This is a genomic window from Apilactobacillus kunkeei, from assembly GCF_005930975.1.
GTDB lineage: Bacteria > Bacillota > Bacilli > Lactobacillales > Lactobacillaceae > Apilactobacillus > Apilactobacillus kunkeei_E.
This window is the reverse complement of sequence record NZ_VBSE01000032.1, coordinates 18,398-43,786: the sequence shown is the minus strand read 5'-3', so window position 1 is coordinate 43,786 and position 25,389 is coordinate 18,398. Positions and strand designations below refer to the sequence as shown.

Sequence of the window (25,389 nt, the reverse complement as noted above, 5' to 3'; positions counted from 1 at the left end):
CGTTTTTGGTAAAAATAAAATGATTAAGGTAATCTACCCCAATCATTTTTTATTTGGTTAACTACGGCGACCGCCACGGCCTCCACGCTTACCTTCAGTATTTTTCTTAATTGTTGCTAGTCTGCTTTCACTTTCCTTTAGGAAGCTGTCCATTAAGTCATCGAAACTAGCTTTATTATTTTTATGGTTATCATTGTGATGACGGTTATCACCAAACTTACCATGATTTGAATGTCCATGGGCCATCTTTGGTTTTTCTCTTTTTTGAGGTTCGGCAGGTTTATCAACAGCTTTTCTGATTGATAATGCAATCTTACCATCGTCACCAACACTTAGAACCTTAACTTTAACGTCATCGCCAACTTTTAATACATCTTTGATATCTTTGATATAGCCATCAGAAATTTCACTAATGTGAACCAATCCTGTTTTGTGTTCGCCTAGATCAACAAAAGCACCAAAATTAGTGATTCCTGATACTTTGCCGGAAACTTTTGCTCCAACTTCAATTGCCATAAAAAAATTTGTCCTCCTAATAATGATTAGTAACTTTAGTATAGCACCATTCAAATGATAATTGTATAAAAAAAATGGTATTTTTTCATACCATTTTAATTTTGAGTTACATCTTTTGAAACATCTCCTGGAAGACTATAAACTGTCTCTCCCGGCTTGGTGTAATAATATTTTTCACGAATTACTTTTTGAATATAGTCCTTATCATGTAACTGCTTAATATTTTGTTTTAACTTTTGATTATCGATTTTATTCTTTTTAAGTTCTTTCTTGGTTTGAACTTGTTGTTCAGAAACGTTGCTAATCTTAGATTTAGTTATAAAGATTTGCGCAATCAGCATCAAGATAACAACGAGGAAAAAGCTTACCAGGATAATTCCACGTTTTTTTCGACTGCGTAAAATTTCTTGATGTCGAGACCTCTTGATCTTCGTGTATTGATTATTCAATTGATGAACTTTATCAACATCCATGGCATTCCCTCCTCAATTTGCTACTTAACAGTATAGATGATTCTTAAAAAAAATAAATAGATAATTAATTTTGTAACCAAATTTTAATTATTCTGCGTTGAAATCTCTTTCGTACTGTTCATCCAAAACGATGTACATTCTATCTGCATCAGCCTTTTTAGTAGTTTCGAACAATTGGTTAACCTGAACAGTTAATGTCTTATTACCAAATTTAATCACTAACTTATCATTTGAATTAACGTTTGATGATGACTTTGCCACACGATCATTAATGGTGATACGACCTTGATCGGCAATATCCTTCGCTACGGTTCTTCTCTTAATAATTCTCGAAATTTTTAAAAACTTATCTAATCTCATTTTGACATCCACCTATCTATAAACTTATTTACTACTGGCACTGACTGCCATTCCTGATATGTTAATAGTTTCCATTTAATCGCTAAGACACCGAAGATAACTCCACCGATTGGGACTAAGAAAAATAGTGAAATAATGGCATTTAATCTTTGACTATGAACCAAATGAATTGATTCAAATAGGTTCATCAAGATTATTTCACTCACTAACATAATCAAAGCAATCATTGTTAATTTTCCTAAAAAGCCCCACTTGTGTTCAATTTTAACGATAGCAGATGGCGCAAATTTAACTTCCACAATTAGCATTAGTAATAAACTAATTACAGTGGAAATACTTGCCCCGATAATTCCCATATGGGCAACCATTTCTTTAGTAATCAATATCTTAGTCGTTAACCCTAATATAATTGTAATAATGGTAATTTGAAAGTGATTTGCACTCTGCAAAATACTGCTATAAATCGTAATCATCGTTGTTAAGACCACACTAATCATAAAAATACTAATTGTGGTATTTTGTTGACTACTATTAAATAGCAATCGGTTAATAAGTGGCATCAAACTAATCATTCCAACAGCAACACCAACAGTCATAAACATGCTAACTCTAAGCATTTCAGATGCTAAGTTATGAAACGACTTCATTTGTTTCTTTGAATGGGCCAAACTTAATGATGGCAAGATAGCTGAAGCAAATGATGTTGCTATTACCAAGCCTAATTGAACAAGTGGTTGTCCTCGATCATAAATCCCCTTAACTGCCTGTGAATCAATCAAATTTAATCCATTTAATAGCAATCCTTTTCGTACAGTAAACGAATCTACCAACTGCATCAATACCATCAGAGACGAAAGCATACAGATTGTTCCACCCTCGAAAAGTAATCGTTTCAACAATGATGGATATGACATTACTTTTTGACTTGGTAGTCTTTTAATATCCATCGCATAGTATCGGGTTAAAATCGCCACCGAAAAAATCTCAGCAACGGGAGTTGCTACCATCGCATATGTTCCAATCGTATACGGGTTCACGTGATTCCTAACCCCTACATAAGCAGCAACAATAATTAATCCAACTCTAATAACCTGCTCTACCACCTGTGAATAAGCAGTTGGTTTCATAATTAATGTCGCTTGGAAGTAACCTCTTAAACAGGCCAAGACCGGCATCATTAAAAACATCCAGCTAACTGCCCGAATTAAACTATCTAATCTAATGTCCCCCATCAGAGCAGCTATCGACGTTGCCTTAATTTGGAAGATAATAAATATGAATCCACCAAAAATTGAAAGCACGATAAATAGCTGTCTTAAAAGGGCTTTTTTCTGAACTATTGTTTCCTGCTCAGCAATAATGCGCGAAATAATAATTGGCATTCCGCTTAGCGCTAATACCATTCCGATTCCATAAATTGGATAAACTTGTTGAAAAACATAGAATCCAATGTTTCCCACTAGATTTTGAAACGGTACACGATATACTGCACTTAGCACCTTACTAATTAAAGAAGCAATTGATAAAATCATTGCGCCCTTCATTATCACTGATAGTTTATTGTCATTTTTCATTTGTTAATTTTCCTGTGTGTTCTTTATCTAACGCTTCGACAAATTTACTTAATTCACCTAACCATTTTTGTTCATCCATATTAGGCTGAATGATTAAAGTGATTTGCATCTTGCCATTTGCAGTACCAACCATTGATCTAAATTCACTTTGAGCAATTGCCTTTAACACTTGCTTACTGTCATAGAATTGAGTTCCAATCGTTGATAGGGTGACTGTAATTTGTTTTGGTGTCTGTCTAATCTTTTCAATTAACGATGCATCTGCATACATCTTAATGCGGCTAATTGTTAATAGATTTTCAACCGCAGTTGGATAATCACCGAAACGATCAATTAAATCTGACTGTAATTCACGGTATTGATCATCGTTTTGCATTTGTCTGATTCTCTTGTACAATTCAATCTTTTGTTTTTCATCTTGAATATATTCACTAGGCAAGTATGCCTCAACATCCATTTCAACTATTGTATCAACACGCTGTTCTGCTCGGCGTCCGCGCTTAGTAGCAACCGCATCAGCTAACATTTGAGTATACATATCATAACCAACTGAATCGACAAATCCCGATTGTTGCTTACCTAAAAGATTTCCAGCACCACGAAGTGATAAGTCACGCATGGCAATCTTAAAACCAGAACCTAGTTCGGTAAAGTCCCTGATGGCTTCCAAACGGTTTTCGGATACTTCAGTCAACACCTTGTTTGGTTTATACATAAAGTAAGCATAAGCAACACGGTTGGAACGACCAATTCGACCACGAATTTGGTACAACTGTGATAGTCCCATATGATCAGCATCTTCAACAAATAAAGTATTGGCATTTGGAATATCCACTCCGGTTTCAATGATCGTTGTGGTCACTAACACATCGTATTCACCATTAACGAAATCATATAGGATTGTTTCCAATTGGTTTTCGGTCATTTGCCCGTGAATATAGGCAATTCTAGCATCTGGAACCAATGTCTGTAACTTCATGACGGTGTCTTCAATGTCTGAAACACGATTGTGCATGAAGAAAACTTGGCCGCCACGATGCATTTCACGGGTAATTCCTTCACGAATTGCCCCCGCGTTTTCTTCCATTACGTACGTTTGAATTGGATAACGATTTGCCGGTGGAGTTTCAATAACAGATAGGTCACGAACTCCCATCATTGACATATTCAATGTTCGAGGAATTGGAGTTGCGGTTAGTGTTAAAACATCAACGTTAGATTTTAATTGCTTAATCTTTTCCTTGTGTTTAACTCCGAAACGTTGTTCTTCATCGACCATCAATAAGCCTAAATCAGAAAACTTAATATCATCCGATAACAAACGATGAGTTCCGACAACAATATCAATTGATCCATCTAGTAAACCTTTTTTGGTTTCTTCAACCTGCTTCTTAGTTCTAAAACGAGATAGCACAGCTACTGAAACTGGAAATCCTTCAAAACGGTTCACCATTGTTTCATAGTGCTGTTGTGCTAAGACAGTGGTTGGAACCAAAAATGCAACCTGTTTCCCCGCTTCGACCGCTTTAAACGCTGCATGCAATGCTACTTCTGTCTTACCATAGCCAACATCCCCAACTAATAGACGATCCATTGGATGAGGTTGCTCCATATCCCTTTTAATTTCTTCAGAACTCTTTACTTGGTCAGGTGTTGGTTGGTATGGGAACGCCCCTTCAAACTCTTCTTGGTATTCATCATCTTCAGGGAATGCATATCCAACCTGATTGGAACGTTTTGCATATAAATCAATTAAGTCATCAGCAATATCTTCAATCTTACCTTGCACTTTTGACTTAGTTTTTTGCCATTCACTTCCACCCAATTTATTAACACGTGGGTGCTTGTCTTCAGATGAAACGTATTTTTGAATTAAATTTAATTGAGTAACTGGAATAAAAAGCTTAGCGTTTTTTTGGTAAGCAATTGTCATATAATCTTGATGCTTACCATCAACTTCCATTGTCTTCATCCCTTCATACTTACCAATACCATGGTTAGCATGAACAACGTAGTCTCCTGGTTTTAAATCAGCATAACTCTTAATTCTTTCTGCATTTGAAAAAGTTTGACGACGTGGACGTTTCTTGTGGACGGTGGTAAACATTTCTGATTCAGTAATTACCGCCAATTGTTTAATTGGAAGTTCAAAACCATTCTTCAAACGTTCACTGACAATTTGGACTTGGTGTTCCAAAATGTTGTCATTGGTAGTTTGAACTGATTGAATTTCGAAGTCGGTCAATGTTTGTGACACTTTTTTCATTCTGGCCTTGTCTTTAACCAAAATCACAACTGTGTCATCCTGTTTATGCCATCTATCGATTTCAGTCTTTAATAGCGGCATTTGACCAAAAAACTTTTGCATTGGGCGGACCTTAATATCATTTAATTGGGTTAACTTTAGGTTCCCAATCCCCTTTTGAAATAATGACATTAAAATTTCTGCTTGATTAATTTTATGAAAGTGTTCCCTAAAGTCCACGCTAAATAAATCTGTTGATGCAATTTCGCCATGGTCAAACTTGTCGTTTACCCATGACTGTTCTTCTTCAACTAACTGTTGACTATTTTCTAAAATACGACTGTAGTCATCAAATAATACGACTCCATCATCGTCTAAGTAATCGAAGATAGTTGTTTCATTTTCATATATTGCTTTTGCATACAAAATCCAATCTGGATCAATCACGCCTTCATTGGCATCATCTATCATAGTTTGAACAACGTCACTTAGGCGTTGTTTTAATTCATCTTTATCAAGCTGTTTCAAACGTTGGTCACGTAGTTGCGTTAAATTAGCAACTGATTGTTGTCTTTGCTCTTCGTTTAACACCATGTCAGTTGCAGGTAACACTGAAATAGTTTCTATATTTTCCAAACTTCTTTGATTTGATACATCAAAATATCTCAATGAATCAACGTCGGTATCAAATAAATCAATTCGAACTGGATACTCGGAGTTCAATGGATAAATATCGATAATTGATCCACGAAGTGAAAATTCTCCTGGTGCTGCCACCATCTTTTCAGGTGTGTATCCCATTTGAAATAATTTGTTTCTTAATTCGTCTAAATTAACTTCATCATCAATTGAGATGGTTAAATTAGCATCATAAAAATCGCCTGGTTCTGGCAAAATACGTTTAGTACCAGAAACAGACGTCACGATAATCTTAGGTTCACCACTTAATAGGTTTGATAAAGCTTGAACCCGAGTGGCCTTATATTCAGGTGAGCTAGTTGCGACTTCTGCGGCTAAAACTTCTTCGACTGGAAACTCTAATACATCATCTTCAGAGACAACATTTTGTAAATCTTCAACAATATCATCACATCTGGATAAAGTATCAGTCACAATCAAGAAGCTTTTCTTTGTTGACTTGAATAAAGCTGCAATCATCATTGTCTTCGCAGAACCTGATAAACCAGTCACTAACTGACGATGTTTAGGTGCTAAATCATTAACAATCTCATCGTATTGTGGTAGTTGTGTGAAAAATTGACTTAATTCCAAAACAGTTATCTCCTCTATTTATTAGTTGTACTTATTTTCTAGCTTGTTGAATTCTTCCCCATCGATAAATTCTTCTAGCGCAGAAACACTATTGTCAATTGCTTGGTTTAATCCTGGTTTTTGATCATCTGTAAAGTGACCTAATACATAATTAACAACACTTTCCCTGGTTGGGTGATCTGTTCCGACTTTAATACGATTAAACTTGTCGGTACCTAAATGAGCTATTAGACTCTTAATTCCATTATGACCACCTGCTGATCCATGATTTCTCAATCTTATTTTGCCGATTGGTAAATCCATATCGTCATATATTACTATTAAATCACTTAAATCTAACTTAAAGAATTTCATTAGCGGTCCAACTGAACGACCTGACTCGTTCATAAATGTTAATGGTTCTACCAACATTACCTTTTCACCATTAATGTTAGTCGATCCAATCTTTGCTTCCATCTTTTGTGTTGATAATTCGACACCGTGCTTATCGGCAAACTCGTCTATTACCATGAAACCAGTATTGTGTCTGGTTTCCTCATATTGTGGTCCAACGTTTCCTAATCCCACAATCATCTTCATAAAAAATCCGCTCCTTTTTTCGCTCGATTAATATGTAAATTATATCATAGTATGCCATCCGATATTTATTCGTTCGCTTATATAAATATTGAAAACTATTTGATTTTTTAGCGCTTTGTAATTACTAATTTCCAAATTAATGATATAATTCAGTTGTAGATTTAAATATGTTTTTGAAGGGATGATTATTGTGGCTTTAAAACATCAAAAAGTTGTTTTAGTTGGTGACGGTGCCGTTGGTTCTTCATATGCATTTGCTATGATGCAACAAGGACTAGGCGAAGAATTCGTCATCGTTGATATTATTAGAGATCGTATCGAAGGAGACGCACTTGACTTAGAAGATGCTCAAGTATTTACTGCTCCTAAGAACATTTACGCTGGTGATTACAGTGACTGTGCAGATGCTGACTTAGTTGTTATCACTGCAGGTGCACCTCAAAAACCAGGTGAAACTAGACTAGATTTAGTTGGAAAGAACCTAAAGATTCTTTCATCAATCGTTCCTGAAGTTGTTAAGTCAGGATTTAAGGGTATTTTCTTAGTTGCTGCTAACCCAGTTGACATCTTAACTTACGGTGTTCAAAAACTTTCAGGTTGGCCAAAGGAAAAGGTTGTAGGTTCAGGTACTTCATTGGATACTACTCGTTTCCAAGTTGCTGTTGCTAAGAAGTTAGGTGTTAACCCTGCTGACATTAACGCATACATCATGGGTGAACATGGTGACTCAGAATTTGCTGCTATTGACGAAGCAACTGTTGGTTCACGTCCTCTATTAGACGTAGCTAAAGATGCTGGCGTAAGCAAAGATGACTTACTACAATTAGAAGACGAAACTAGAAACAAGGCTTACACAATCATCAACAAGAAAGGTGCTACTTTCTATGGTGTTGCAACTGCCTTAATGAGAATTTCACGTGCTATCTTACGTGACGAAAACTCAGTACTACCTGTTGGTGCTCCAGTTAACGGTGAATATGGTTTAAGCGATATCTACATCGGTACTCCAGCTGTCGTTAACGCATCAGGTATTAAACAAGTTATCGAAGTTCCTCTAAGCGATGAAGAAAAAGCTAAGATGGAAGCTTCAGGTAAAACTTTAAAGGAAACTGCCGAAAAAGGTATGGAAGCTTTAAAATAATCGATTAACTTGATTGGATATTAAGTCGAGGTGCACTTTGCTCCCCGGCTTTTTATTTTGGTCAATTGTTGATTTATCGCCACAAAATCATAAATTTATGTTAAAATTAGATTATGAGAAAAATTCTAATAATTCAAAAGGAGGTTATGTTATGCTATTGAAGTCATTGGTTAAACCTAAAGGCAGCTTAGTTACCGTTTCAGAAAACGTTTCATTAGAACAAGCTCTTGAAACATTGGAAGAATCTGGTTACAGATGTATTCCAATTTTAGACGAAACCGGTACAATCTTTAGAGGTAACATTTATAAGATGCATATTTACCGTCATAAAGCTAACGGCGGTGATATGAATCAACCAGTTACAACACTACTAAAGAATGCCACTAAGTTCATCAATGTTAATTCAGCCTTCTTCCACATTTTCTTTTCGATTAAGGATTTACCTTATATCGCTGTATTGGATGATAATAATCGTTTCTACGGTATCTTGACCCATACACGTTTGTTGGACATGCTTTCACAATCATGGAACGTAAACGTAGGCAGCTATGTTCTTACAGTTCTAGCTCCTGGTAACCGTGGTGATCTAGAATCAATGTCTAGAATCATCACTAAGTACACTGCTATTGCCAGTGTTATCAGTCTTGATGGTCAAGAAGGTGAATTGGTACATAGAGTTATGTTCACCCTTCCCGAAGAGGTAGATAAGAAATTGTTAAAACGAATCACTGCTGCTTTAGAACGTAAAGGTTTTAAAATCGCAGAGATTGAAAATTTAGCGGACGAAAAATAACATTATCGAAACAAAAAAGGATGCGAATTAAATTCGCATCCTTTTTTTATGTATGTTTTACTGTACACCAATACTTAATTTCAATGACTCGTCCACTCGTTTCATAAACTTATCACTTAAGTGATCTACTCGATCATGTAATCGTTGTTTATCGATTGTTCTAATTTGTTCTAATAGGATAACTGAATCTTTTTCGATTCGAGTCTTATCAGCACTAATAGCTACATGAGTAGGCATCTTTGGCTTTGAAATTCTAGCAGTAATTGCGGCAACAATCACGGTAGGACTGTAGTGATTTCCGATATTATTTTGAATAATTAATACCGGTCTCATTCCACCCTGTTCGGAACCAACAACTGGTGATAGGTCAGCATAAAAAACGTCGCCACGTTTAATTTCAACGTTAGCCATTCTAACATCCCCTATCTATAATGAATTCATCTGAATTCTGAAAACGTAATGTGATGCACACTTGAGGATTCACAAAAAGTGAATTCCTTTGAAATAGCACGATTGATATCGGTCATCTCAGTGTACCCAGCAATTAAATTCTGGACTATTAAATAATCTTTAAAACATGGACTAACCACAATCCTAGTATGTGTATCAATTGAAACATTCATTCTAGGATGCGATATTTTTTCTGTGTTTCCTGATGTAGCTGTACTTAGAAGTGAATAAACATATCGATTCTTAGATTGCATTGATTAATCCTCTTAAAACGCGTTATTCTACCACAATGCGTGGTAGTCTATCAGTGAGTAAGCAAGCCACTTCATAATGAATTGTATCACAATATGACGCAATGTCTTGTAAAGTAATCTTTTCTTTACCGTCTTGACCCACAATTGTAACTTTTGTACCTGGCTCTACTGGTTCATCTACTTTAAGCATTAGTTGATCCATGCAAACTCGACCCACAATTGGACAAAACTTGCCGTTAACTAATAGTGAAAAACCTTGTAATGAACGAACAATTCCATCCGCATAACCTACTGGGACTGTGGCAATCCATTCAGGTCGCTCGGATGTGTATGTCGCGCCATATCCAACTGAACGACCTGCATCAATTTTCTTACAGTAGACAACTTCTGTTGTTAAACTAAGTGCTGGTTTTAATTCATATGGCAAGTCTAGTTCTCCACCAGATGGATTTAAACCATAGCCAGCAACACCAAATCTGATCATATTGCAGTTAAATTCACTATGCCACAAACTAGTGGCCGAATTAGATACATGTACATATTTAGGTAATGTATCTATAACTGAAATTAAATCATTAAATCGTTCAACTTGCAAATCAAAATACTTTACGTTATGAGTATCAGCTGTTGAGAAGTGTGTAAAAATTCCCTCAAAGTTCATATTAATGGATTGATTCAAGAAGTCGACTGCTTCTTTAAGTGAATTTTTGTCTTGAAAACCAATTCTACCCATTCCCGTATCCAAACCAATATGAACATTTAACTTTGGTAGGTTTTGTTCAGCCAGCTGTTCATCAGCTTTTCTTAACCACTCTATCGATGATACTGTTGCTGAAATATTTTTTTCAGCCATTAATGACGCATGTTCAACATCAGTAATTCCTAGCACCAATATTGGTTCGTCAAAACCAGCATTCCTTAATTCTAAGGCTTCATCTAAAATGGCTACACAAAATCCATCTGCACCAGCCTTTTTTGCTTCATGTGCTACCGCGATGGCCCCGTGGCCATATCCATTAGCTTTTACAACCATGAATAAATATTCATTATTTTTCAAACGTTTCTTTTCGTTATTAATATTATGATATAAAGCACTCTTACTAATTAGTATTTGAGCATTTCTATGAATTCCTACTACCATATTAATTCTTCCTCCAATTAATAATGGATATTTCCTTTTATTGTAGTTCTTTATGTAAAAAAAAGCTATTGACAAATTTTCATATCAACAGCTTTTTTATTATTAATCTTTGTTCTTAATTGTAAATGACTTGTTTGGGCGCTTGTGGTTTGATGAACGGTTTCCCTTTTTGTGATCATCACGGTGATTACCACTGCCATTACCATTGTAACGACGACGGTTACCACCATTTCTGTTACCACCATGTTTGAATCCGCCTCGACGGTTACCACCGCCTCGGTGATATCCACCACCATGACCGCGCTTATTCTTGTTAGGAAGTGGCTTTTCAGCAGTGATATGAACCTTAACTTGGTTTCTAGTCATCTTGCTTAATAGCAATGATACTAATTCCTTAGCATCATATTTTTCTAACAATTCGTCAGATGCTTCTGAGAATGGTTCCATCTTAGTCTTTTCAATTAAAGAACCAATTTCCTTAGTAGCTACTTCTAGTTGACCCTTTAGAGCTTCATCAGCTGAAGGTGGTTTAAGAGGTAACATTCTAACCTTAGTTAGCTTTTCAATGTCTCTTAAGTAACTAGTTTCGTTTGGTTCGACAAAAGTCATTGATACACCATGACGTCCGGCACGACCAGTACGACCAATTCTGTGCACGTAACTTTCTGAATCTTGAGGGATATCGTAGTTGTATACGTGAGTAACACTTGAGATATCAATACCTCTAGCAGCGACATCGGTTGCAACTAAAACGTCAACCTTGTCATGCTTAAAGTCCTTCATGATTTGTGAACGACGATTTTGAGTTAAGTCACCATGAATTCCTGCTGCACGGTATCCGCGTAGTAGAAGTCCTTTAGAAACTTCATCAACACGACGTTTAGTTCGGCAGAACACGATAGTTACCTTAGGTGCTTGGATATCAAAGAATCTAGTCATGATATCAAACTTTTCAAATTGTTTTACTCTGATGTAGTATTGATCAACTAAATCAGTAGTCAATTCTTTAGACTTGATTGTAACTTGTTGAGGGTCCTTCATGAATTGAACACCAACACGTTTGATTTGTGGTGGCATAGTTGCAGAGAATAACAATGTTTGTCTTTCTTCTGGGACTTGTTTTACGATGCTTTCAATATCATCTAGGAATCCCATGTCTAACATGTCATCGGCTTCATCTAGTACCAATGTTTTAACATTGTCTAATTTTAATGTACGTCTATTGATGTGATCTAATAAACGTCCAGGAGTACCCACAACAACTTGTGGCTTACGCTTTAAGCTTTGAATTTGTCTTCTGATGTCAGAACCACCAAAAACTGATACAGCCTTAACGCCCTTTTCTTTTCCAAAACGACTAATTTCGCCTTGAGTTTGAATAGCTAGTTCACGAGTTGGTGAAATAACTAATGCTTGCACGTTTGGATTATCTAAATCAACGTGTTCAATAATAGGAAGAGCAAAAGCAGCTGTCTTACCTGTACCTGTTTGTGCTTGTCCTAAAACATCCTTCCCTTGTAGGGATAAAGGAATTGTTTCTGCTTGGATTGGAGTGGCTTCCTTAAAACCCTTGTCTTCAATCGCTTTTAATAGATCTTCTGAAAGACCTAATTCTCTAAACTTCAAATATGTTTCCTCCTAAACGAAACATTCAATATAATACCGCCATTAGCTAAGGAAGAATCCGTTCCCGTTAGTGCGCTAATCACTTGATTATAAAAATTCCGTGTTCTAAAAATGTAACTAGATAAATATAACCCTTTTGGGAAAAATTAGCAAATGAATTACCTGTATTAATTTGTTAGTTTATCTAATAATTTTTCTAAATGAATTCCGTGGCTAGCTTTTAATAGTATTTGATCTCCCTCATAAATTTCAGCATTTAATTGGTCATATAAATCATCTAATTGGTCTGCTTTAAAGTAGAAAAGATTTTCAGATGGATATACTGAGCTTAACTTGTCATACAAGTACTTCATATCATGACCTATTAAATAAACACTTTGTACTTCTGTTGGATTTAATACTTCTGCTAATGATTCGTGTAGTGCAATTGATTGATCACCTAGTTCTAACATATCACCTAAAACGGCAATTTTACGTCCATCAATCTTTTCACGAGTAAATGCATTCACTACTTCTTTAACAGCGGTAGGATTTGAATTATAAACGTCTGAAAGGATCATTTCATGTTTACTTCCTTCAATCCATTCAGTGCGATTATTAGTCAAATTAACATTCAATAATGCTTTTTGGATGTTTTCTTCTCTAATTCTGTATAAGTCACCGATGGTGACGGCTACTAACGCATTGTTAACATTGTATTCACCAATCATTGGAATCTTAAATTCAACATCTGAGTATTTATTAACCTTGAATGTAGTTTGTACATCTGTTCCATAAATATCGTAAGCATAAAAATCATCATCTTCATCCATACCAAAAGTACGTTTGAATGGTAATGATTCACTACGACTTTCTAATAGTGGTTCATCACCGTTATAAACAAAAATACCATCTTCTTTTAATCCATTGACGATTTCCATCTTAGCATCGGCAATCTTGTCGCGAGTACCAAAGAATTCAATGTGTGCTTCACCAATCATTGTAATAGCAGCAACATCTGGTTCAACTAGATGACTCAAAAAGTCGAGTTGTCCAGGACGATCCATCCCCATTTCTACAACCAGCACTTCGGTGTTTGGTTCCATATCTAAAATGGTCATTGGAACACCAATTTCGTTATTGAAGTTGGCGTGAGTCTTAGTAACATTGAATTGAGTGGATAATACTGATGCAACCATATCCTTAGTAGTAGTCTTTCCATTACTTCCAGTAATTGCTACAACCTTAGGATTAATCTTGGCCAAGTAATATTGGCTCAATCTTTGTAGTGCTTCTAATGTATTATCAACAACGATAATTGGAAAATCTGTTGGAGCATTTTCATGGTCTTTTTGCCAAAAGGTTGCAACGGCGCCATTATCAATTGCACTTTGAATGTAGTCGTGACCATCATTTTGACTAACAAGTGGCACAAATAATGCACCGTCCGTTAGTTCCCTGCTATCAAAAGCAACACTAGTAATATCAATATCTTCATATTCGCTAATATCGTTTTGTGCAGAAACTGCACGAGCAACTTCTGTAAGTGACATTTTCATATCTAATAAATCTCCATTTCATTGGTTCGATAAGTGTTACACATATTATAACATGAAACGATATATTATTTTAAATCCGATTTGCCAACTCATTATGAGACAAACATTTGTTTTCGATGAGGCCTTATAAAAACTATTAACTAATTGTCAAAACACTGTTAATATGTTTAATGGATAATAATTAATAGGGACGTGACTACTTTGAAAAAAGTCTTATTTGTGTGCCATGGAAACGTTTGTCGTTCTGCAATGGCTCAGGCCATTTTTAACAAGATTATTAAAGAGCGTGGACTTGAAAATGAAGTTACAGTTGATTCAGCTGCAACAAGTACCGAAGAAATCGGCAATCCTCCACACCCACAAGTTCGTAAACTGTTGGACCAAAAACAAATCAGCTATGCTGGTCAACATTCAAGACAAATCAAATCATCTGACTTCCAAAAATATGATTTAATTATTGGAATGGATTACGAAAATATAAACAATCTGCTTCACTGGGCACCTAAGGACCAAGCTCATAAAATTCATCTTTGTTTAGATGTTATCGATGGAATGCAAGGTTCAGAAATCGCAGATCCTTGGTATACCGGTAATTTTAATTTAACCTTTAATCAAATTAACGAAGCAATGCCAAAATGGATTGACTATGTGCTAAATATGTAAAAAAAAAAGACATATCCAAACGGATATGTCTTTTTTTATCTTTACTTGAAACCGTATTTCTTGTTGAAACGATCCACAGCACCATCGGCTTGAGTGAACTTTTCACGGCCAGTGTAGAATGGATGAGAATCTGAAGAAATTTCAAGACGTACTAATGGGTATTCATTACCATCATCCATAGTGATAGTTTCAGCTGAGTTCATAGTTGAACCAGCCATGAATTTAAAACCAGTACTTGTATCTTGGAATACCACTTGGTGGTATTCTGGATGAATTCCTTGTTTCATTATAAATCGCTCCTTTGCCCTGTATCATATGTTGATTCAGAGATTATCGTTTAGTCGACTTGATTATAGTAACACTAAATAGAAGTTAATTCAACACGAAAATTAACTTTCGTCATTAACTAATTCAACGACAGCATGTAGATTAGTTAGCTTGTCAATAATATTATCATAGCCACGTAAAATGTTGTCTGCGTTATCAATCACAGTAGTTCCTTGAGCCATCAAACCAGCAATCATTTCTGATGCTCCAGCACGGATTTCACCTGCTTCAATTTTTGAACCAACAAGACCATCAGTATGACTCACGATGATGGTACCGTTTCCTTCATCATATCTAATCTTGGCACCCATCTTCTTTAATTCGGAAATGTGCTTAGTTCTCTTTGGATAAATAGTGTCAATGATTGTACTATCACCAGCAGCCATTAGTAGTAGTGGCGTAATTGGTTGTTGTAAATCAGTGGCAAATCCAGGATATGGCATTGTCTTAATTTCGATGTTGTTAAGTTCTTCTGTCTTGGGAACGTAGATACTATCTTCGTTAATTTGTAGATCAATACCCATTTCTTGAAGTTTTGCAATAAATGATTCCAAATGTTCTGGAATCACGTTTTGAATTTTCACACCGTCACCGTAGGCAGCAGCCATGGATAGGTATGTACCCGCTTCGATTCGATCTGGGATAATGATGTGAGTATTTTTAGCACGAAGTGATTCAACTCCTTCGATTCTAATCACATCTGTACCTGCACCTCTAACCTTTGCCCCCATGTTGTTCAAGAATGTAACAACATCGATAATTTCAGGTTCTTTGGCAGCATTTCTGATTACAGTTGAACCCTTTGCTTTAACTGCAGCTAAAATGGCATTGATGGTTGCCCCCACTGACACAACATCTAAAAAGATTTGTGCTCCGTGTAAACCATCTTCGTCGGTTGTGATGATGATTTCATCCCCATCATTTTCAACCCTTGCTCCCATTGCTTCAAAAGCCTTAATGTGTTGGTCAATTGGTCTAGGACCGATGTTATCTCCACCTGGGAAAGTAATCTTAGCACGACCAAAGCGTCCTAATAACGCTCCCATGAAGTAATATGATGCTCTTAAACTTTTAATCGCCTTACTTGGTAAGGCACTTTCATTTATTGTTGTTGGGTCGACATTTAATATTCCATCGGCAAAATCTGATGATACATTCATTGATTCCAAAATCACCATTAGATTATGAACATCTAAGATATTTGGTACCATGTCGAATTGCACTGGTGTGTCAGCTAAAATAGCAGCTGGGATTAATGCAACAGTACTATTCTTAGCTCCACCAATGGTCACATTACCAGATAGACGGTGGCCACCCTTTATTATCATTTTATTCATTATTTAAATTCCTCGCTTACAGTTTCACTAATAATAGTGAACAATAACAATATTAAATAATAAATATTAAAAATACAATAGTTTCGGCTAAATTAAACACACATTTAATAAAAACAAAAAAAAGACCAGAAATTTTTCTGGTCTTTTCTTTAAAACATATTATTTATTGTTTTCTTCATGTTGTTCGTGTGCAGCAGCAACAAAAGCCTTGAATAATCCTTCAGGTCTTGTTGGACGTGATAGGAATTCTGGATGGTATTGAGCAGCAACGAAGAACTTGTTAGTAGGAATTTCAACAACTTCTACCAAGTGATCATCTGGAGAAGTACCGGCAATAACTAAACCATGAGCTTCCATTTCTTCTCTGTATTCGTTGTTGTATTCGTAACGATGTCTATGACGTTCTGAAATTTCAGCCTTGTTTCCGTAAGCTGCAGCAGTTACAGTACCAGGTTTTAGCTTACATGGGTAAGCACCTAGACGTTGAGTTCCACCCATACCGTCAATATCAGCTTGGTCAGCCATTAAGTCAATAATCTTGTGTGGAGTTTCTGGGTCAATTTCAGTAGTATTAGCATCTTTGTAACCTAATACATCACGAGCAAATTCGATACTTGCAATTTGCATACCTAAACATACACCTAGGTAAGGAACGTCGTTTTCACGAGCGTACTTAACTGCAGTAATCATACCTTCGATACCACGGTCACCGAATCCACCAGGAACGATAATACCATCAGCATCGCCAAGTAATTCTTCAACGTTATCTTCAGTAACTAATTCTGAATTTAACATTTTTAGGTTAATCTTTGCATCAACTGGGTAACCAGCATGACGTAATGATTCAGTAATTGAAATGTAAGCATCCTTTAGTTTTACATACTTACCAACTAAAGTAATGTTAACAACATTCTTTAAGTTTTGTACTTTTTGTTCTAGAGCCTTCCATTCAGTCATATCAGCCTTAGGAGCATCAATACCAAAGTGGTCAATAACTTGTTGATCCATACCTTGGGCTTCTAACATCAATGGAATAGTGTAAAGCGTTGGAGCATCTTTTGATTCAACAACAGCTTCTGGCTTAACGTCACAGAATAGAGCAATCTTTCTCTTCATTGCATCAGTAACGTCTTGTTCAGTTCTAACAACCAATAGGTTTGGTTGAATACCTAAACCACGTAGTTCTTTAACTGAGTGTTGTGTTGGCTTAGTCTTCATTTCGCCAGCAGCACGTAAGTAAGGAATTAAAGTGGTGTGGATGTAGAATACATTTTCATCCCCTACTTCGCTCTTCATTTGACGAATAGCTTCTAGGAATGGTAGTGATTCGATATCACCAACAGTACCACCAATTTCGGTAATTACGATATCAGCGTTTGATACCTTTGCTGCACGCATGATTTTTTCTTTAATCATACCAGTGATATGAGGAATAACTTGAACAGTTGCACCCAAGTAGTCACCACGACGTTCTTTTCTCAATACTTCTGAATAAATTTTACCAGTAGTTACATTTGAGTATTTATTTAAGTCATTATCAATGAAACGTTCATAGTGACCTAAATCAAGGTCAGTTTCAGTACCATCATTAGTAACAAACACTTCACCGTGTTGGTATGGGCTCATAGTACCTGGGTCAACGTTAACGTATGGATCAAACTTTTGAATAGTAATGTTGATTCCACGGTTTTTTAATAAACGTCCTAGTGATGCAGAAACAATTCCTTTTCCTAGTGAAGAAACAACCCCACCAGTAACAAAAACATATTTAGTCATGTAAAAAAACTCCTCATAAAATCTATTAGGGTAAAAATTAAAAACTCCCTATTCATTGAGAATAGGGAGTCATTGATTACTATAATCGATCAATTGTCCTTACAAACTCTTTTGTAAGGAGCCCAAAAATAATATTACATTGTTCTAGGTTTATAGTCAAGAAATATAATTATTATTTCTAGGAAAAATTAATCTTTAGAATCATCATCGATGTCATCGTCATCATCATTTAATTCTGACAATTCACCTTCGATACCATCAGGAATGTTATCGTCGTCAACATCGTTCTCTTCGTCAATTTCATCTAAATCTTTGTGATACTTGTCGGTTTCGTCGACACCTTCCTCGGCATCTTCAAATTCGTCGTCTTGGTCTTCTGGATCATCATCATCGTAATCGATAACATCATCATCGTCAGAAGCATCAGCTAAGAATGCGTTAACCTTACGACGCTTTTTCTTTCTAGGACGATCGATATCTTCGTCTTCAGGATGAACTGTAGCTTCATCGATTGAATCATATGGATACCAAGTTCTTAGTCCCCAAAGATTATCACCTAAAGAAATAAAACTACCATCAACGTTCATATCTGTGTAGAACTGTACCAATCGTTTACGAATTTCTTCATCAGAATCACCCAAATATTTTTGGATTTCGTTGGCGATATCAGCAAAGGCCATTACTTCCCCACGTTCAGAAAGAATTGCATGAGCAACTTCGACCATTGATAATTCTTTTTTGTCTTTACCTTCTAAGGCTTGTAATTTCAAATCGGTGCACGTCCTTTCAAAATACTATTAATATCATACCTTTTTAGGCAGAAAATTGCAATGTAAGATTGTATTCTCCTACAATCATTCCGCCAGAATGTAATTCATAGTCAATTTCAAGCTTACCATTCATTATATCTTCATTATAATTGTAGTTTAACTCTTTTGTTTTGACCAAAATCTTTATTGGACCATACTCAGTTTGGTAAATTGTGTCGTGATCTTTGTTTTCATCAAAAATCATTCTAGAATGATGTCCACCATTTGCTTGGCGTGTTAATTGAACATGTTCATCAGTAATTTTTAAAGTTACATTTGCTACTGATTGATTATCTTGATGTTCAGTGAAACGAAGATATAGCCCATTGTTCATTGGAACTAGGCTACCTACTTCTTCAAATATAAAGTCTTCGCGCTCTGCATCTTGAAAAATAGTTGTCTTTAAGTTCACAACAACTTTTTGAGCATTTTCATTTTTATCCATCACACTGACTCACCTTCCCTCATTTCATATATCACAAACTATTATTATATACGGACATCTACATAAATGCATTAATTAATGGTCGGAAAATTAATTATTTCATTTAAAACTTTGTTATAATAAGCATAAATAACTTATATATCAATAGTAAGGAGGTAAGAATTTGGAATACCAAGAAAAACTACTACCTCGAGAAAAGGTTTTTCGAGATCCGGTTCTTAACTACATTTACGTACAGCACCAAGTCATTTTAGACTTGATTAATACTAAAGAATTCCAAAGATTAAGACGAATAAAACAATTAGGTCCTGCCTCATACACATTCCATGGTGCAGAACATTCAAGATTTACCCACAGTTTAGGAGTGTACGAAATTACCCGTCGCATCTGTGATGGTTTCCTTAGAAACTATCCTAGTAAAGAAGACGGCGATGGCCTTTGGGATGATTCTCAAAGGCTAGTTGCACTATGTGCCGCATTGCTCCATGACATTGGACATGGTGCCTATTCACATACCTTTGAACACATCTTCGGAACCGACCACGAGGCTATCACTCAAGAAATTATAACTTCTGAAAAGACAGAAGTTAACCAAGTTTTAAGTAAGATTAGCCCTAGTTTTCCAAAGGAAGTTGCTAGCGTAATCGACCACACTTATCCAAACCAACAAGTTGTTCAAATGATTTCCAGTCAATGTGATGCTGATCGAATGGACTACTTGTTAAGAGATGCGTACAATACCGGCGCCAACTACGGTAACTTTGACTTAACCAGAATCTTACGTGTGATGAGACCTTACGAAGGTGGTATATGTTTTGAAATCAATGGTATGCATGCCGTTGAAGACTACATCATCTCTCGTTTGCAAATGTACATGCAAGTATACTTCCATCCAGTATCTCGTTCAATGGAAGTTATCCTAAGTCACCTACTTCAAAGAGCCAAGGAACTGGCCAGTCAATTGGATAAAAACGACCGTCTAACTCCACATCTATTAATGCCATTCTTTAAGAATGACTTTACTATCGATGACTATTTGAAACTAGATGATGGTGTCCTAAACACCTACTTTATTAACTGGATTGATTCAGATGACAAGATTCTATCTGATTTAGCTGATCGTTTTATTAACAGAAAGCCACTTAAATCTGTAGAATACAATAATGAAACTGAATCATTGATTCCAACCATGCAAAAATGGATTCAAGAAGCTGGATTTGAAACCACTTACTACACGGCCGTTAACAACAGTTTTGATTTACCTTATGATGCTTATGATCCAAACAAAAAACATCATGCAACACAAATTGAACTTAGGAGAAATGATGGTACAATGATTGAACTATCCAAGATTTCTCAATTAGTTAGTGCCGTTACAGGTAAGCACTTAGGTGACGAACGCTTCTTCTTCCCTAAGGAAATGTTATCTCAAGATAGTGACATCGATTTATTCGAACCAGTTTATCAAGAGTTTCAAAAACACATTAAAAATGATGAATTAATTAAATAAGGAGGATTTCCCCATGAGTGAAATCAAATTAATCGCCATTGATATCGATGGTACCCTTTTAAACGAAGAAAACATTTTAGCTCAAGAAACAATCGATGCTGTTACTGAAGCAAGAAACAATGGCATCAAAGTAGTTCTATGTACTGGTCGTCCTTTGACTGGTGTTAAACCATACCTAAAGAAACTAAACATTTCTGGTAACAACGAATACGCTATTACTTTCAACGGTGCGCAAGTGCAAGATGCAGATGCTAACATCATCGAAAAATTTGATTTAGATTACAACGACTTCGTTGGACTAGAAAAACTAAGTCACAAGTTAAACACTAACTTTCAAATCGAAACTACCGACTACATCTACACCACTAACCGTGACATAAGCCCTTACAGTGTGGCTGAAAGTTACCTTGTAAGAATGCCAATTCGTGTTCGTGAACCACAAGAAATCACTGATGAAACTGAAATTGTTAAGGCAATGCTAATCGCTGATCCAAATATCATTGATAAGGCTATTTCAAACATTCCAGAAAGCTTCTTAGACCACCTAACAATGGTTAGAAGTGAACCAGTATTTATAGAATTCGTTAACCAAAAAGCATCTAAAGGTGCTGCTTTAGGTAAGCTTGCTACTCGCTTAGGACTAACTGCTGAAAACGTGATGGCTATCGGTGATCAAGGAAACGACATTAGCATGGTTACCTATGCCGGTACTGGTGTTGCCATGGGTAATGCTGCCGACGACTTAAAGAAAGTTGCTAACAAGGTTACTAAAACAAACAAAGAAAACGGTGTTGCATATGCCATTAGAAACTTTGCTTTAAAATAAAACAAAGACAAACAAAAAGAACTCACTTCAATGAAGTGAGTTCTTTTTTTATAGTGTGATAATGATTGCAAACACAATCCAGATAATTCCAATTATTAACATTAACTGTGCAAATGGACGTACCACAATTTTTGCATTTTTCATGCCACCAATTTTATTAGCAGGAATCTTTTCATTTTCAAAGCGCTCATTATCACCCTTGCGGTGAAAAATTCGCCATCCAGTGAAAAGATGTCCCTTGGATAATACTCCAATCAAACCAATTACTATGACTAATAACCCTATCAAAAATAGGTAGTTACTAATCGTAATAGCATTAACTTTAAACATCATTGCTAATGAAGCAATGACAATTCCAGCTAACGCTATTATCAGTCCTAATCTTTTTGGCTTATTCATTATTCTGCGTTACTTCTGAAACGGTTGCTGAATAATGGACTAACGGCACGATCTTCGTTAATACGCTTAATTGCGTCCCCAATTAATGGAGCAACTGAAATTTGTTCAATCTTATCAATTTGCTTTTCTTTAGGTAAGCGAATTGTATCAGTAACAACTAGCTTCTTAATTGGTGATTGTTGAATACGATCAATTGCAGGTCCTGATAATACAGGGTGTGTACAACATGCGTATACTTCTTTAGCCCCTGCATCCATCAATGCTTGAGCACCTAAAGTAATCGTACCAGCAGTATCAATCATGTCATCAACCATCAAACATGACTTACCTTTAACATCACCAATAATGTTCATGATTTCAGCAACATTTGCCTTAGGACGACGCTTGTCGATAATGGCAATTGGTGCTTTTAGAAATTCGGCCAATGCACGGGCACGAACTACACCACCATGGTCAGGTGAAACTACGACTGCGTTTGAGTCCCAGCCGTGGTTAATAAAGTGATCAGCTAATAATGGTGCACCCATCATATGATCTACTGGAACATCAAAGAAACCTTGAATTTGAGCAGCATGTAAATCCAACGCAACTACACGGTCAATTCCAGCAGTTTCTAGCATGTTAGCAACTAGCTTTGCAGTAATTGGTTCTCTAGAACGAGCCTTACGGTCTTGTCTAGCGTAACCATAATATGGGATTACCACATTAATTGTCTTAGCACTTGCACGTCTAAGAGCATCAATCATAATCATTAATTCCATTAAATTATCATTAACGGGAGCTGATGTAGATTGAATGATATAACAATTATCCCCACGGATACTTTCTTCAATGTTAATTCTAATTTCGCCATCGCTAAATCTGTCAACGGATGTTTCACCTAAATCAACACCAACACGATCAGCAATTTTTTCTGCCAAAGGAATGTTAGAGTTTAAAGCGAAAATCTTCAATTTAGGATCAGAATATCTTTCAGCCATAAGTCCTCCACCTAACAATAAATTCTATAATTCGTAACTATATTCTTAATTCACAGTTAATTTTACACTATAATCAATAATTTTTCATTCAAAAATTATACAAATAATAAATAAAATATCATTGGACTATCTCTTAATCAGCATATGGAAGCTTTTTGAAATATCCTGGTTTGTTGGTTTGACGTTGTCTAGCAATCGCCATATCATATTGTTTTACATCATCAGTGATAGTAGAACCAGCAGCAATAAATGTGTGGTCATCAATGTGTAATGGAGCAATTAAGTTAGCATTGCTTCCGATAAATGAATTGTCGCCCACTTCAGTATTATGTTTGTTCTTACCATCATAATTAGCAAAGATAACACCACAGCCAACGTTGATATTCTTGCCTAAATGAGCGTTACCAACGTATGTTAGGTGACCAACCTTAGTACCTTCATCAATTTGGGCTTTCTTAACTTCGACGAAGTTTCCAAGGTGAACGTTTTCACCAATTTTAGCTTCAGGACGAAGGTGTGAGTATGGCCCAATATTGGAACCTTTCATCATTTCTGATTCTTCAAGTAATGATGATGTCACAGTAACATTGTCATGAATGATACAATCTCTAATTTCTGAGTTAGAACCAATCTTACAATCGTTACCAATCTTAGTATGACCACTAATATGAACACCAGGTTCTACGATTGTGTCTTGACCAATTTCAACGCCAAAGTCGATGTATGTGTCATTAGGATTTGGCATAGTCACACCATTTGCCATGTGGTATTCGTTAATTCGTTGTTGCATCACTTGGTTAGCTTTTGACAGTGCAATACGATCGTTTACCCCCATTGATTCATCAAAGTTTTTCATTTGGTAAGCACCAACGTTCTTACCTTCTTCTTTGAAGATACCAATAACATCTGGTAAATAGTATTCACCTTGAGCGTTGTCGTTTTTAACCTTCTTTAAGGCTTCGAATAATTCATGGTTATCAAAAACATAAACACCAGTATTAATCTCATCAATGTTTTGTTCGGCAACTGACGCATCCTTTTGTTCAACAATCTTGTTAACATTTCCCTTGTCATCTCTAACAACACGACCATAACCAAATGGGTTAGGTGCTTTTGAAGTTAACACGGTCGCAACCGCACCACTTTCTTCATGTTGAGTAAACAAGTTATCAAAAGTTTCAGCTGTAAATAATGGAGTGTCTCCACTAACAACCATAGTTGATCCGTTAACGCCTTCTAGAATATCAGCAGTCTTTTTAACCGCATCTCCTGTTCCTAGTTGCTTTTCTTGTAGTGCATATTGGCTTCTATCACCTAATTGGTTTTTAACATCTTCGGCACCAAAACCAACAACAGTAACAATGTTATCCATATGAATTTTTTCAACTTGTGTTAATACACAATCAACCATTGTACGACCACAAACTCGATGCAAAACTTTGTATAGTTTTGACTTCATTCGCGTACCTTTACCGGCAGCTAAAATAATTGTATTTCTAGTCGTCATTATTCTTCCTCCTTGGTGACGTCACTAAAGTTATCATAAGTAAAGTTACCTAAATCAACTTTAATATCACCATTATTAGTATCAATCCTGAACAATGAAGTATAATCGTCTTCACTAATCTTACGTTGACCCTCATAGTCACGTTCGGCAACGAATGCAATTCCGGCTACTTCACTATCAAATTCTTTGATTAAACTACATAGTCCATCGGCTGATCCCCCACCACGTAGGAAATCATCTACGATTAATACGTTGGAATTAGCAGGTAAACTACGTTTTGATAGAACCATCTTTTCGATTCTCTTTTGAGAACCAGAAATATAGTTCACACTGATAGTTGAACCATCTGTAATTCTAGAATCATGTCTAGCAATTACGAACGGAACGTTTAATAGGGTTGCAACACTTTGTGCAACCGGAATACCCTTAGTGGCAACAGTTAATACAGCATCAATCTTCTTGTCACTATATAATGTTGCGATAATTCGACCAATTTGTCTCAAAATTGATGGACGATTAAGTAGGTCGTTCATGTATACGTATCCACCAGGTAAAACTCTTGAATTGTCAGCCAATGCTGATTGAACTTCGTCAATAAATTGACTAGCTTCTTGTTTTTGAATGCCGGGCATAAACATACTTCCACCAGCGGCACCGGGAATGGTTTCTAATACACCAGTTCCTGTTTCCATAAATGTTTTTCGTAAAATGGTTAGGTCTTCACTAATAGATGACTTAGCAGAATCATAACGATTTGCAAAAAAAGTCAATGGTACTACCGTATTAGGATTCTCCATTAAGTAGCGAGTCATATCTACTAGACGCGCACTACGCTTTGCTTTCATTCT

General features: G+C 36.1%; 25 protein-coding genes. 5 read left to right on the top strand and 20 right to left on the bottom strand.

What is annotated here, in order from left to right; translation table 11 throughout:
• Window positions 1–57: 57 nt before the first annotated feature.
• The 6 genes from FD688_RS01005 to pth form a co-directional block, all read right to left on the bottom strand.
• Window positions 58–516, bottom strand: a complete 459-nt coding sequence (locus FD688_RS01005) for a S1 domain-containing RNA-binding protein (RefSeq protein WP_138741433.1) — start codon at window positions 514–516, stop codon at window positions 58–60.
• Window positions 517–611: 95 nt separating this feature from the next.
• Entirely contained in the window at window positions 612–989 is a 378-nt protein-coding gene (locus FD688_RS01000; protein WP_138741432.1) for an FtsB family cell division protein, read from the bottom strand.
• A gap of 87 nt (window positions 990–1,076) precedes the next feature.
• On the bottom strand, window positions 1,077–1,349 hold the full coding sequence (locus tag FD688_RS00995; protein ID WP_138741431.1) for an RNA-binding S4 domain-containing protein: 273 nt from the start codon (window positions 1,347–1,349) through the stop codon (window positions 1,077–1,079).
• Complete coding sequence (locus tag FD688_RS00990; RefSeq protein WP_138741430.1) at window positions 1,346–2,923, bottom strand: oligosaccharide flippase family protein; 1,578 nt, start codon at window positions 2,921–2,923, stop codon at window positions 1,346–1,348. Before FD688_RS00990 ends, FD688_RS00995 begins: the two co-directional genes overlap by 4 nt.
• The gene (gene mfd, locus FD688_RS00985; RefSeq protein WP_225426082.1) at window positions 2,913–6,440 is read right to left on the bottom strand and encodes a transcription-repair coupling factor; all 3,528 of its coding nucleotides are present in this window, start codon (window positions 6,438–6,440) and stop codon (window positions 2,913–2,915) included. Before mfd ends, FD688_RS00990 begins: the two co-directional genes overlap by 11 nt.
• Before the next feature lie 21 nt (window positions 6,441–6,461).
• Window positions 6,462–7,019, bottom strand: a complete 558-nt coding sequence (gene pth, locus FD688_RS00980) for an aminoacyl-tRNA hydrolase (protein ID WP_138741429.1) — start codon at window positions 7,017–7,019, stop codon at window positions 6,462–6,464.
• A 190-nt stretch (window positions 7,020–7,209) separates the two neighbouring features.
• On the opposite strand from pth, the gene FD688_RS00975 reads away from it, so the two are divergent.
• Complete coding sequence (locus FD688_RS00975; RefSeq protein ID WP_034532480.1) at window positions 7,210–8,160, top strand: L-lactate dehydrogenase; 951 nt, start codon at window positions 7,210–7,212, stop codon at window positions 8,158–8,160.
• A gap of 151 nt (window positions 8,161–8,311) precedes the next feature.
• On the top strand, window positions 8,312–8,953 hold the full coding sequence (gene cbpA / locus FD688_RS00970; RefSeq protein WP_053795160.1) for a cyclic di-AMP binding protein CbpA: 642 nt from the start codon (window positions 8,312–8,314) through the stop codon (window positions 8,951–8,953).
• A 57-nt stretch (window positions 8,954–9,010) separates the two neighbouring features.
• Here cbpA and FD688_RS00965 read toward each other — a convergent pair whose 3' ends face one another.
• From FD688_RS00965 to FD688_RS00945, 5 genes are all read right to left on the bottom strand, one after another.
• Window positions 9,011–9,364, bottom strand: a complete 354-nt coding sequence (locus tag FD688_RS00965; protein ID WP_034532478.1) for a type II toxin-antitoxin system PemK/MazF family toxin — start codon at window positions 9,362–9,364, stop codon at window positions 9,011–9,013.
• 26 nt (window positions 9,365–9,390) lie between these two features.
• Window positions 9,391–9,657 (bottom strand): hypothetical protein, encoded by a 267-nt coding sequence (locus tag FD688_RS00960; protein ID WP_138741428.1) that lies wholly within the window; start codon window positions 9,655–9,657, stop codon window positions 9,391–9,393.
• A gap of 22 nt (window positions 9,658–9,679) precedes the next feature.
• Entirely contained in the window at window positions 9,680–10,798 is a 1,119-nt protein-coding gene (gene alr / locus FD688_RS00955) for an alanine racemase (protein ID WP_138741427.1), read from the bottom strand.
• A 102-nt stretch (window positions 10,799–10,900) separates the two neighbouring features.
• Window positions 10,901–12,424, bottom strand: coding sequence for a DEAD/DEAH box helicase (locus FD688_RS00950; protein WP_138741426.1), 1,524 nt, complete (start codon window positions 12,422–12,424; stop codon window positions 10,901–10,903).
• A 167-nt stretch (window positions 12,425–12,591) separates the two neighbouring features.
• On the bottom strand, window positions 12,592–13,962 hold the full coding sequence (locus FD688_RS00945; protein ID WP_138741425.1) for a UDP-N-acetylmuramoyl-tripeptide--D-alanyl-D-alanine ligase: 1,371 nt from the start codon (window positions 13,960–13,962) through the stop codon (window positions 12,592–12,594).
• A gap of 201 nt (window positions 13,963–14,163) precedes the next feature.
• On the opposite strand from FD688_RS00945, the gene FD688_RS00940 reads away from it, so the two are divergent.
• Window positions 14,164–14,625: a low molecular weight protein-tyrosine-phosphatase gene (locus FD688_RS00940; RefSeq protein WP_138741424.1), complete on the top strand. Its 462-nt coding sequence runs from the start codon at window positions 14,164–14,166 to the stop codon at window positions 14,623–14,625.
• A 41-nt stretch (window positions 14,626–14,666) separates the two neighbouring features.
• Here FD688_RS00940 and FD688_RS00935 read toward each other — a convergent pair whose 3' ends face one another.
• From FD688_RS00935 to FD688_RS00915, 5 genes are all read right to left on the bottom strand, one after another.
• Window positions 14,667–14,912, bottom strand: coding sequence for a type B 50S ribosomal protein L31 (locus FD688_RS00935; RefSeq protein ID WP_034534394.1), 246 nt, complete (start codon window positions 14,910–14,912; stop codon window positions 14,667–14,669).
• Window positions 14,913–15,014: 102 nt separating this feature from the next.
• Window positions 15,015–16,289, bottom strand: coding sequence for a UDP-N-acetylglucosamine 1-carboxyvinyltransferase (locus FD688_RS00930; protein ID WP_138741423.1), 1,275 nt, complete (start codon window positions 16,287–16,289; stop codon window positions 15,015–15,017).
• Window positions 16,290–16,448: 159 nt separating this feature from the next.
• Window positions 16,449–18,065 carry a CTP synthase gene (locus FD688_RS00925; RefSeq protein ID WP_138741422.1) on the bottom strand — a complete coding sequence of 539 codons (1,617 nt, stop codon included), beginning with the start codon at window positions 18,063–18,065 and terminating at the stop codon, window positions 16,449–16,451.
• A gap of 188 nt (window positions 18,066–18,253) precedes the next feature.
• The gene (gene rpoE, locus FD688_RS00920; protein ID WP_138741421.1) at window positions 18,254–18,835 is read right to left on the bottom strand and encodes a DNA-directed RNA polymerase subunit delta; all 582 of its coding nucleotides are present in this window, start codon (window positions 18,833–18,835) and stop codon (window positions 18,254–18,256) included.
• Window positions 18,836–18,878: 43 nt separating this feature from the next.
• Complete coding sequence (locus tag FD688_RS00915; RefSeq protein ID WP_138741420.1) at window positions 18,879–19,319, bottom strand: DUF1934 domain-containing protein; 441 nt, start codon at window positions 19,317–19,319, stop codon at window positions 18,879–18,881.
• A 163-nt stretch (window positions 19,320–19,482) separates the two neighbouring features.
• Here FD688_RS00915 and FD688_RS00910 point away from each other — a divergent pair, with 163 nt between their 5' ends.
• Together FD688_RS00910 and yidA are read left to right on the top strand one after the other, a co-directional pair.
• A complete protein-coding gene (locus tag FD688_RS00910) occupies window positions 19,483–20,829 on the top strand; it encodes an HD domain-containing protein (RefSeq protein ID WP_138741419.1) in 1,347 nt (448 codons plus the stop codon).
• A gap of 13 nt (window positions 20,830–20,842) precedes the next feature.
• Window positions 20,843–21,655, top strand: coding sequence for a sugar-phosphatase (gene yidA, locus FD688_RS00905; RefSeq protein WP_138741418.1), 813 nt, complete (start codon window positions 20,843–20,845; stop codon window positions 21,653–21,655).
• A 48-nt stretch (window positions 21,656–21,703) separates the two neighbouring features.
• Here the strand turns inward: yidA and FD688_RS00900 are convergent, their stop codons facing one another.
• From FD688_RS00900 to purR, 4 genes are all read right to left on the bottom strand, one after another.
• Window positions 21,704–22,054 (bottom strand): DUF3899 domain-containing protein, encoded by a 351-nt coding sequence (locus tag FD688_RS00900; protein WP_138741417.1) that lies wholly within the window; start codon window positions 22,052–22,054, stop codon window positions 21,704–21,706.
• Window positions 22,054–23,034, bottom strand: coding sequence for a ribose-phosphate diphosphokinase (locus FD688_RS00895; protein WP_034532467.1), 981 nt, complete (start codon window positions 23,032–23,034; stop codon window positions 22,054–22,056). The genes FD688_RS00900 and FD688_RS00895 overlap by 1 nt, the downstream gene beginning before the upstream one ends.
• Before the next feature lie 133 nt (window positions 23,035–23,167).
• Window positions 23,168–24,541, bottom strand: coding sequence for a bifunctional UDP-N-acetylglucosamine diphosphorylase/glucosamine-1-phosphate N-acetyltransferase GlmU (gene glmU / locus FD688_RS00890; RefSeq protein WP_138741416.1), 1,374 nt, complete (start codon window positions 24,539–24,541; stop codon window positions 23,168–23,170).
• A complete protein-coding gene (purR, locus tag FD688_RS00885; protein ID WP_138741415.1) occupies window positions 24,541–25,386 on the bottom strand; it encodes a pur operon repressor in 846 nt (281 codons plus the stop codon). Before purR ends, glmU begins: the two co-directional genes overlap by 1 nt.
• Between the last annotated feature and the right edge of the window lie 3 nt (window positions 25,387–25,389).